Here is a 9,194-nt window from a genome sequence, read left to right as displayed (position 1 = left end):
AATCCACTATTCCCCCAACAATACTGGCCGCCGTTCTCGACACCGAGGTGCGAATTCCGAACCCATTCGTCCCGGCCTCCGCGCGCGCACGAGGCCTGAACCTCATCGCCACCGACACCACATGGTCACGCCCCAGCGCTGGGCCGACCGCCACCGGCGAAGCCGGTCACCTTGCCTCGGTGCTGGCCGGCCGTCCCTGGGCGCTCAGGCATTTGACCGGCGACGGAGTATCGGTACTCGCCACCCGTCTCCAGCCGTCGCGAAAGTCCATCCCGTTACGGCCATGACCGGTCATCGAGGGCCTCGACGTCTCGGTGTGCTTGCGGCCAATCACCAGTCGGCAACCGGCCACGATGACGCTCGATTGATCGTCCCGACAGCGAGTTGGCGCCGTGCGGTCACGTCCAGTTTGATGAATACCTTTCGCAAGTGGTACGCGACGGTGTTGGGACTGATGAACAGCTGGGCGCCGATCTCCGAGTTGGTGGCCCCGCCGGCGGCCAATACGGCGATCTGCGCCTCACGCGGAGTCAGAGCTGAATCTTTCGGGACGGCCGCCTTTCTCCGGACTCGTTCGCCTGTCGCTTCAAGCTCAAGCCGCGCGCGCCTGGCAAAGGCATCCATTCCGTTTTTCGTGAACGTTTCATAAGCCGGTCCTAGCTGCTTGCGTGCGTCTAGCGGCCGCCGTTCCCGACGCAGCCATTCCCCGTAGACAAGCCGTGCACGCGTGGCGGCCGGGAGCAGATTTGTGTGGTCCATCCGCTCGATCGCCTCGCGGTAGAACCGTTCCGCGGACCTGCCGCTGCTTACCAGCGCATGTGCGCATGCGTAAGTCCCTAGCGCCCAATCTGTTCCAGCCGTCTGCGTGCTCTCTCCAAGTGCGACAAGAGCGGCACGCGCATCGTTGATTTGCCCACAACGCGTTGCCGCCTCTATCAACTCGGGCAGCAAGAACGTCGTCCACAGTTCTTCGGTGTGCTCGCACCCGTGTCGGGCCGCCACCAAGGCCTGCTCGTAACGCCCCAGCCCGTTGCACAGTAGCGCCGTCGCCAATTCGATTGACGCCAAACCCATTCCCTCACCGCGGGCCACCGCATAGTGCTTACCCTGCTGCACCAATCGAGCAGTTTCGGCATGGTCGCCCCGCCAGGCCGCAAGCGGAAGCGCCGCGTAGGGAAAGACCGTGGTGACCGTCGAAGCGGCGATCGATTCGGCCTCGGTGATCAGCTGCCGGGCCGCTGTGAAATCCCCACTCCAAGTGAGCGCCGCCGCCAGCGAGTGCAACGCCACGGCCAACACGCGTTGGTCCTCCGCGGCGCGGGCGAGCTCGACTTGCCGAGCCGGCAGGTGCAACCACGCGCGATCGTCCCAAGCGATGATGGCGCCGTGGCAGGCAAGCCACAGCCACCGCGTCCCGCCCTCGACACTTGGTCCGTCGGCGGCACAGAATCCGTCCAACGCGCTTCGAACCAGCCCGATACCTGCTCGGGGGCCACCGATGACCACGGCTGTCAACCCATCCAACAGGAGGTCTGCCGGTCGTTCCGGTCGACGGGCCGCAGGGGCGGCCGCCGCGGCCGTCGCCACTTCCAACACGCCGCCGCTGCCGGCGAGACGGCCCGCGAACAGCACCGCCGATAGCGCCTCGAGAAACAGTTCGCGCGCTGCCCGCGCATCGTGCGGCGCGCGCTCCCGGGCCAGCGCAGTCAAGGCGGCAGCGGCGTCGCTGCCACACTTCGAGGTGAACATCATCTCGCCGCGGAGCGCGGACGGTAGGGAACCGCTTCGCCCAAACAACGAGATCGGGTCCGCGGGGCGCATCAGTGCGCTCGCCGACGAAGCGGTGGCCGCGTGTCAGTCCGGCCGGTCGGCGGGGCGATAACACCGGACTTGATGACTTCGCGCCCGCCCCGGCTCCGGGCGTAAATCATGTCCGAAAGTGTATCGGCTGTGGGTGAAAAGCGCCCTGTCTGCGAATGCCGAACCGGCTCGCTGAGACGGCCACGAATGCACGACGACTACCAGGTCTTGAGGATTCCGCGTCGGGCAACCCCGAATCATCATCGACGTAGGCCGGGCGTAGGGGGTCCTCCCTTCGTGGAGCTTTGGAGGCAGCAGCATGACCACCGTTCGTGAGGCGATCCTCGACCTACTGCGCGCGCATCGCTTGACGACCGTCTTCGGCAATCCTGGCTCGTCGGAATTGGCTCTGTTGCAAGACTTCCCAGACGACTTCCGCTATGTGCTCGGGCTCCAGGAAATGGTGCCGGTCGGGATGGCCGATGCATACGCACAAATCACCCGGCGACCCGCGCTCGTCAATCTGCACACCGCCCCCGGGATGGGTAACGCGCAGGGCCAGATCTACAACGCATTCATCAACAAGACTCCGCTGATCGTGACCGCCGGAAATCAGCGCCGCACGATGCAGAACCAGTACTGCCTGCTGACGAACGTCGAGCCCGCTCTGGTGCCGAAGCCATTCGTGAAGTGGGCGGCAGAACCCGCGATCGCCAGCGAGGCCCCTGCCGTGTTGGCCCGTGCAATCCACCTGGCAACCACGCCGCCGATGGGTCCGGTATTCGTCTCGCTGCCGATGGATGACATGCCGGTCCAATTCGATGACACGCAGGCCACCGATGTCGCCGCCGTGCGCGACCGCTCGGTGACCCACACCGCGGGCTTTTCCCAGGACGTCGCCGAGCGGATCGGCGGCCGACTGGAGTCCGCGAAATCGCCGGCACTGATCGTGGGCGGCGACGTCGAACGCTATGGCGCGTGGGCGGCGGTGATCGCGTTGGCGGAGCGCACCCAGTCGGCCGTCTGGACGGCACCACTTACGGGGTGGAGCGGATTTCCGGAGAACCACCCGCTGTATCAAGGAATCCTGCCGCCCGGTGCCGGCTGGATCTCCGAGATGCTGGCCGGACACGACCTACTCCTGGTGATCGGCGCACCCGTCTTCCGGTACTACCCGTTGGTACCGGGACCGTATGTCCCCGCGGGCGCGAGCCTGATTCAGATCACCAATGACCCGGACGAGGCTGCGCGCGCCCCCGTCGGGGACGCGATCGTGGCCGACGTCGCCAGTGCGGCCGAAGCACTGCTCGCGGCGACCAACCCCACCCAGCGGCGGGCTCCAGCCGCCCGTGCGCCGATCCCGGACCTGGAAAATTCGCAAACGCCGCTGCGACCCGAAGCGCTATGGACGGCCGTGGGCCGAGGCGCGCCGCCGGACACGTTGTGGGTCAGCGAGGCGGGCAGCAATGAAGTCGCCATCACGAACAGCATTCGACCCGGCAATCCGTTCTCGCACCTATCGTCGGCGGGCGGCGGCCTGGGCTTCGGGCTACCCGCATCCGTCGGTGCTCAACTAGCCGCTCCCGACCGTCCCGTCGTCGCGTTGATGGGCGACGGTTCGATGCAATACGCGATTACCTCGCTCTGGACCGCTGTGCAGTACCAGATCCCGGTGACCATCGTGGTGGCCTCCAACGCCGAATACGGTGTGGTCAAAGAATTCGGCGGATGGGAGAAGACGCCGGGGGTACCCGGGCTCGACATACCCGGGCTCGACGTCGTCGCAACGGCGGCCAGCTACGGCGTCGACGCCTATGAAGCCCACACCACGGACGAGGTCACCGAACTGGTGAAAAGCGCTATCGCTGACCGGCGCCGCCCCACCCTCATCAACGCGCGTACGACTCCGGTCGAAGGCTGACATCACGGCGACCCGCGGGCGCGGGTCGGCGGCAAGGTCCTCCGAATAGATTGGAGCCGAATGCCTTTGGCGTGAAACCGGCTAGCTCGCCAGCCCGACGATCGCCAGCATGAACAGCACCCCGCCGAGTGTGCATGCCAGGGTCGCCGCGCTGCGATGGCCGGCATGTGCCCTCGGCAGGATGTCGGCGCTGGCCAAATACATCAAAAAGCCCGCGAAAAACCCGAGATACACCTCGAGCAGGCGATGGGGAATCGTCACCGCCAGCGTGAGAGCCGCCCCGGCCACCGGTGCCACGGCGTCGGCGCCGAGCAGGGTCAGGGCCCTCCGCCGGTCGTTGCCGTAGAGCGATGTGACGGTGTAGGTGTTGAAGCCGTCGGCGAAGTCGTGGCCGATCACCGCGACCGCCACCACCGCGCCCGCGGCCGCTCCCGCCTGGAATGCGGCGCCGATGGCGAATCCGTCCATGACGCTGTGGCCGATCAGACCCGACGCGGCGAGGATCCCGACGCCGGGCGCATCCGGCTCACCGGCATCCTCCGATCCGTCACCGCGATGGATGCCCACCGTGTGTTCGATGACGTGCAGGACCAGAAAGCCGAGGACGAACGTGAGCAGCGGAGCCGGTATGCCGAAGAGGACCCAGTACTGCCGGCTCAACGCTTCCGGCAGCAGGTCGAAGCCGACCGCGCCGAGCATCAACCCCGCCGCCAACCCCAGCACCAGATAGCGGTAGGAACCGATCCGCAACGCCGCATAACCACCCAGCAGCGTGGTGATGAACGAGCCGAGGGCCACGAGAACAACCACTGCGGGCCCACCTCTCTGCGACCGGTACCGGTGAAAAGGTAGCGCGACACCCGGCGATCGGCGACCCGGCGCACCCGCGAGTCGGGGCCGCGAAAGTGCCGCTAGCGAAGCGCTTCTGAGCTAGCCGCCGTAGCTGGGGCGTCCCAGCTTGAGCTCGTGCTGGGCGATCATGTTGCGGAAGACTTCCAGGGTGCCGCCGTAGATCCCCAGCGGCAGCGCCAGCCGGTAAAGATGTTCTGCCGCACCGTCGGTGGCCGAGCCCGCAGTTTCGGTGGGCAACGCCGACGCTGTCCCGAGGATGTCCATCAGGTCCGGCGTGACGTCGCGCATCGTCTGCGCGATTGCGACCCGCCCGAACATCCCGGGGGCGCTCAGCGCCGCCTCCATCCGGGCGACGTCGCGCCCGAGCCGGTATTTCACCGAGTCGTCATCCAGCGGCCGCCGGCCGTCGGGGCCGGGTTGAGCGGCGACCGCCACGACGGTGTCGACGACTTCGGCCATCAGGTCGCCGTGCGCCGACATCGCGGCAATGTATTGCAGGCCATGGTCTTCCGGGTCCACGATCCCGTGCTCGGAGTCCAGTGCCGCGCGCATCACCGTCCAACCGCCGTTCACCTCGCCGATGCGGTAGCGATCGTCGACGCGGACGTCGCTGTAGTAGACGATGTTGGTGCGGTCACCGTCCAGGGTGCGGATGCCCTGGATCTCGATCCCGGGCGAGTCCAGCGGCACCAGAAACATGGTGAGGTTCCTGTGTTTGCGCCCCTGCGGGTCGGTGTTGGTGAGCAGGAAGACGTACCGGGCGTTCTGGGCGTTCGACGTGAACATCTTGGAGCCGTTGATGATCCAGCCGTCGCCGTCGCGCGCGGCGCGGGTCTTGCAAGTCGCGACGTCGGAGCCGCCTTCGGGCTCGGTGTAGCCCAGGCAGAGCCGGATCTCGCCGGCGAGCACACCGGGCACCACCTGGTCGGCGAGCTCCGGCGCCCCGAATTGGCGCACCAGCCGCGCGACCACGGATGTGGTGCCCCAGTGATACCACGGCGTGTGGGCCCGGGCGATCTCGAGCTGGAAAATGCGCCGGCGGACCGGGCTGAACCCGCCCTCGGACTCCAGCTTCCAGTCCGATTCCAGGTAGCCTGCCTCGCCCAGCGCCAAATGCACGTGCTCGTCGAAGTTTTCGCCGAACTCCAGCTGACGATGGAGCACCTCGTCGGTGACATGCTTCGCGATGAACGCCCGGGTTTCGTCACGGAAGCTCTGGTCCTCGGGTGAGAGTTCGACGCGGGAGAAGTCCATCAGGCCGCGTCGATCACCAGGGTGCGGAAGCGGTCGAGGGTCTCGAGGGCATGGGCCATGCTGTCACCGGGCAGGTGGACGCTGACCCACGTCACGCCCAGCTTCGCCAGCTTGTCCAAACCGTCGAGGTAGGCGTCCGCGTTGAAGTCGTCGTCGGTGATGCTGCCACCCTCGAAGTTGGTGAAGGTGATGTCGATCGCCGACCAGTCCCGGCCCGCGGCATCGCAGCGCCGCCGCAGGTCCTCGATGCCCTCGCGCAGGCGTGCCGCCGAGTCGATGACGGCGGTTCCCGCAGTCTGGGCCAGTTGGGGCGGCGCCGGAAACGGGCACCAGCCGTCACCGTACTGCGCCACGCGCTGGCGTGCCGACGACGTGTTGCCCCCGATCCAGATCGGCGGATGCGGGTCGCTGACCGGCCGGGGGTGCGCGGTGATCCCGCGGGCACTGAAATGCCTTCCCTCGTAGGTGATGTCGTCTCCGGTCCAGACCGCCCGGATCAGCTGCAACGCTTCCTCGAACAGCTCGGCCCGCTCGTCGTAGCTCACGCCGAGCGCGGCGAACTCCCGCTTGAGGTACCCCACACCGACCGCGAGCGTGAACCGGCCGCCGGAGAGCAGATCCAGCGTGGCGCCAGACTTGGCCACCACGAACGGATTTCGATACGGCAGCACCACGATGTTGGGGATCAGCCGCAGCGTGTTCGTGGTGGCGGCCGCGAAACCCAGCGCGACGAAGGGATCGAGCGCGTCGTGTCCGCCGGCCTCCAGCCACCGCTGCGACGGCGCCGGGTGATCGGTGAAGCCGAACCCGTGGATGCCGGCCGCTTCGGTGGCGGCGGCCACCTTGCCGATGCCGTCGCCGCTCACCAGCTCCGGGTTGTACGGGTGGCTGTGCATCGGGTGGGTGATGGTGAAGCGCATGACCGGGACCAGCCGCTAGAACCGTGCGCGGGAGTCGATCGCCGTGTCGCTGGTGCGCAGCGGCCTGATCAGCGCCTCTTGGGCGAAGGAGCACAGCAGCTCGCCCTCCTCGGAATGCACCGTGCCACGCACGTAGGACATTCCCGCGCCGACCTGGGTGCTCTCGTGGGTGTAGAGCAGCCAGCCGTCCCAGCGGACCGGTTCGTGGAACGCCACCGAGATGCTCATCGGGGCGGTGGACACCGTCAGGTGGGCCTGCGCGGTGCCGATGCCCGGGTGCGCCCGCATTGTGGTGGAGATGCCCAGGTGGCCGGTGAAGTAGGCGAGCAGCGCCTTGGCCAGGTCGTCCCGTTCCGGAATCGGGTCGTAGTGCAGCCACGCGTGCAGTTCCGGGGGCCCGACCTCGTCGGGGCTGTTGACGTCGACGACGTCGACCAGGCGCAGTTCGCGCCCGACCATCGGCATGGGCGAGGGGTTGGCGCCGGCGGGCCCGGTCACGTCGGGGCGCGGCAGGTGATGGCGGATGACGTCGCCGGTCGGGACGTCGGCCAGCGCCGTGATGCTCAGGCAGCGCCGCCCGTTCTGCTGCACGGCGACAACCGCGGTGGCGGTGGACCGGCCCTCGGCGACGACGTCGAGGACGAGCTCGATGGGCGGACCGACGGTCACGGCGCGGGAGAACACCGCGTGCGCCGAGCGCACCGACTTGTCCGGGAATCGCTTGGCAACCGCGACAATCGCCTGGGCGAGCACCTGGGTGCCTTCCACCACCTGCCGTTCGTCGCCGCCGGCTATACCGGTGTCGCCGGTGAACCGGTCCTGCCCGTCGGCCTGCACGTCGAACAGATCCAGCAGGCCCTGCACCGTCCACTCAGTCTGCTCAGAATCCGTGGTCAAGTCCCGCTCCACCTCTCGCGCTAGCAGCTTTGGGCTCAGCGTGACACTTTGAGTAGGATTTGTAAAGCTTGGCTAATTAGGCCGCGGCACGACGCGTCGACGCACCGACGGAAAACACACGGAGGCAACGCAATTGGGCATCGTGACCAGCACCTCGGAGACCGCATTCACCCAGTCCGCCGAGACCGTCTACGACTTTGTCACGAATCCGGAGAACTGGACCAAAACCTATCCCGGCAGCGCGCACATCGGCGGCCTCCCGGAGCTCCCGCTGCGGGTCGGCGACACCTGGGAGGAGGCGGGACCGGACAGTGACCGGATCTTCACCTGGCAACTGGCGGCCGCCGTGCGCCCGACGCTCTTCGTGTTCACCTCGATCGGGCGACTGGGGCACGACCGGGACGGGAACGGCGGAATGGAGGGCCGCATCACGGTGGCGTACCGGTTCACCAGGCCGGGCCAGGACGTCACGCTGTTCTCGCGGACGATGACGATCGAGGCTTTCAAGCACGCCCCGCTGCCGGATCAGCTCTTTCAGCAGGTCAATCCCGCGAAGATCGACGCGTACCACGAGGCCGTCGCGGGCGAACTCGCCAAGTCGCGAGATTGACACCGATACCCGCGGTGCATGACACTTTGGCGGTGTTTTGTAAAGCGGTGGAGGGGGTGCGCGGATGATTCCCGAACCGCTGGCCAACAGCTTCTGCTTCGGCGAGGGCCCGCGCTGGTTCGAGGGGCTGCTGTGGTTCTCCGACATGCTGGGCGAGGCCGTGCACACCTCGACCATGGGTGGGTCGGTGACCACGCTGCCGCTGCCCGGGCACTCGCCTTCGGGACTGGGTTTCCGGCCCGACGGATCGCTGCTGATCGTCTCGGCCGAAGACCGCAGGGTGCTCCGCTACGACGGTGAGACGGTCGACGTCATCGCCGATCTCGCCGACCTGGCGCCGGCCAACCTCGGCGACATGGTCATCGACGACGCGGGCCGGGCCTACATCGGGTGCCAGGCGCTGCGCGGCGGTTGCATCATCCGGCTGGACCCGGACGACAGCGCCCGCGTCGTCGCCGAAGAACTCGACTTTCCCAACGGCATGGTGATCACGCCCGATCGCCGGACCCTGATCGTCGCCGAGTCGATCGGCCGGCGGCTGACCGCGTTCACGATCGATGAGGACGGCGGGCTGGCCGACCGCCGCGTTTTCGCCGAGGGCCTCGACGGTCCGCCCGACGGCATCGCGCTCGACGCCGACGGCGCGGTGTGGGCGTCGATGACGCTGGCCCACCAATTCGAGCGGATCATCGAGGGCGGCGCCGTCACCGACCGCATCGACATGGGTGAGCGCGTCGCCATCGCCTGCGCTCTCGGCGGCCCCGAGCGCCGGGGGTGGTCACGGTGACGGCGTCCAGCCGGGACAGCCGGGTCCCGACCAGGCGCTGGGGATAGGCGTCCGTGCTGGACAACAGGAACAGCGTCCGGCGCTCGGGGCCGCCGAGAGCGCAGGCGATGGCGACGCGCTCACCCATGTCGATGCGGTCGGTGACGGCGCCGC

General features: G+C 67.7%; 7 protein-coding genes and 3 pseudogenes. 4 read left to right on the top strand and 6 right to left on the bottom strand.

Annotation, left to right across the window (positions count from 1 at the left end; translation table 11 throughout):
- A pseudogene (locus tag A9X03_RS30375) lies at positions 1 to 287 on the top strand (hypothetical protein); the annotation flags it as partial.
- A gap of 43 nt (positions 288 to 330) precedes the next feature.
- On the opposite strand, the gene A9X03_RS18020 reads toward A9X03_RS30375, so the two are convergent.
- Positions 331 to 1,749: a helix-turn-helix transcriptional regulator gene (locus tag A9X03_RS18020; protein ID WP_197499124.1), complete on the bottom strand. Its 1,419-nt coding sequence runs from the start codon at positions 1,747 to 1,749 to the stop codon at positions 331 to 333.
- A gap of 370 nt (positions 1,750 to 2,119) precedes the next feature.
- On the opposite strand from A9X03_RS18020, the gene mdlC reads away from it, so the two are divergent.
- Entirely contained in the window at positions 2,120 to 3,721 is a 1,602-nt protein-coding gene (gene mdlC, locus A9X03_RS18015) for a benzoylformate decarboxylase (protein WP_068262233.1), read from the top strand.
- Between the two features lie 81 nt (positions 3,722 to 3,802).
- Here mdlC and A9X03_RS18010 read toward each other — a convergent pair whose 3' ends face one another.
- The 4 genes from A9X03_RS18010 to A9X03_RS17995 form a co-directional block, all read right to left on the bottom strand.
- A complete protein-coding gene (locus tag A9X03_RS18010) occupies positions 3,803 to 4,531 on the bottom strand; it encodes a ZIP family metal transporter (protein WP_067783300.1) in 729 nt (242 codons plus the stop codon).
- 120 nt (positions 4,532 to 4,651) lie between these two features.
- Complete coding sequence (locus A9X03_RS18005) at positions 4,652 to 5,827, bottom strand: acyl-CoA dehydrogenase family protein (protein WP_067783297.1); 1,176 nt, start codon at positions 5,825 to 5,827, stop codon at positions 4,652 to 4,654.
- Positions 5,827 to 6,747 carry an LLM class F420-dependent oxidoreductase gene (locus A9X03_RS18000; protein ID WP_067783294.1) on the bottom strand — a complete coding sequence of 307 codons (921 nt, stop codon included), beginning with the start codon at positions 6,745 to 6,747 and terminating at the stop codon, positions 5,827 to 5,829. Before A9X03_RS18000 ends, A9X03_RS18005 begins: the two co-directional genes overlap by 1 nt.
- A gap of 15 nt (positions 6,748 to 6,762) precedes the next feature.
- Positions 6,763 to 7,644 carry an acyl-CoA thioesterase gene (locus tag A9X03_RS17995; protein WP_369827113.1) on the bottom strand — a complete coding sequence of 294 codons (882 nt, stop codon included), beginning with the start codon at positions 7,642 to 7,644 and terminating at the stop codon, positions 6,763 to 6,765.
- Between the two features lie 133 nt (positions 7,645 to 7,777).
- Between A9X03_RS17995 and A9X03_RS17990 the strand changes: the two genes are divergently transcribed.
- Together A9X03_RS17990 and A9X03_RS17985 are read left to right on the top strand one after the other, a co-directional pair.
- Complete coding sequence (locus A9X03_RS17990; protein ID WP_067755485.1) at positions 7,778 to 8,254, top strand: polyketide cyclase; 477 nt, start codon at positions 7,778 to 7,780, stop codon at positions 8,252 to 8,254.
- Positions 8,255 to 8,318: 64 nt separating this feature from the next.
- Positions 8,319 to 9,026 (top strand): annotated as a pseudogene (locus tag A9X03_RS17985) (SMP-30/gluconolactonase/LRE family protein); the annotation flags it as partial.
- Here A9X03_RS17985 and A9X03_RS28610 read toward each other — a convergent pair.
- A pseudogene (locus A9X03_RS28610) lies at positions 8,959 to 9,194 on the bottom strand (SMP-30/gluconolactonase/LRE family protein); the annotation flags it as partial. The pseudogenes A9X03_RS17985 and A9X03_RS28610 sit on opposite strands and share 68 nt — an antisense overlap.

Source organism: Mycobacterium sp. E1715, assembly GCF_001667625.1.
Classification (GTDB): Bacteria; Actinomycetota; Actinomycetes; order Mycobacteriales; family Mycobacteriaceae; genus Mycobacterium.
This window is presented reverse-complemented; position numbering and strand designations above follow the sequence as displayed.

Bases quoted from the DNA above. Each gene is read 5' to 3' on its own strand.
- mdlC (WP_068262233.1), top strand. From the start codon at position 2,120: ATGACCACCGTTCGTGAGGCGATCCTCGACCTACTGCGCGCGCATCGC.
- A9X03_RS18020 (WP_197499124.1), bottom strand. From the start codon at position 1,749: ATGTTCACCTCGAAGTGTGGCAGCGACGCCGCTGCCGCCTTGACTGCG.
- A9X03_RS18000 (WP_067783294.1), bottom strand. From the start codon at position 6,747: ATGCGCTTCACCATCACCCACCCGATGCACAGCCACCCGTACAACCCG.
- A9X03_RS18005 (WP_067783297.1), bottom strand. From the start codon at position 5,827: ATGGACTTCTCCCGCGTCGAACTCTCACCCGAGGACCAGAGCTTCCGT.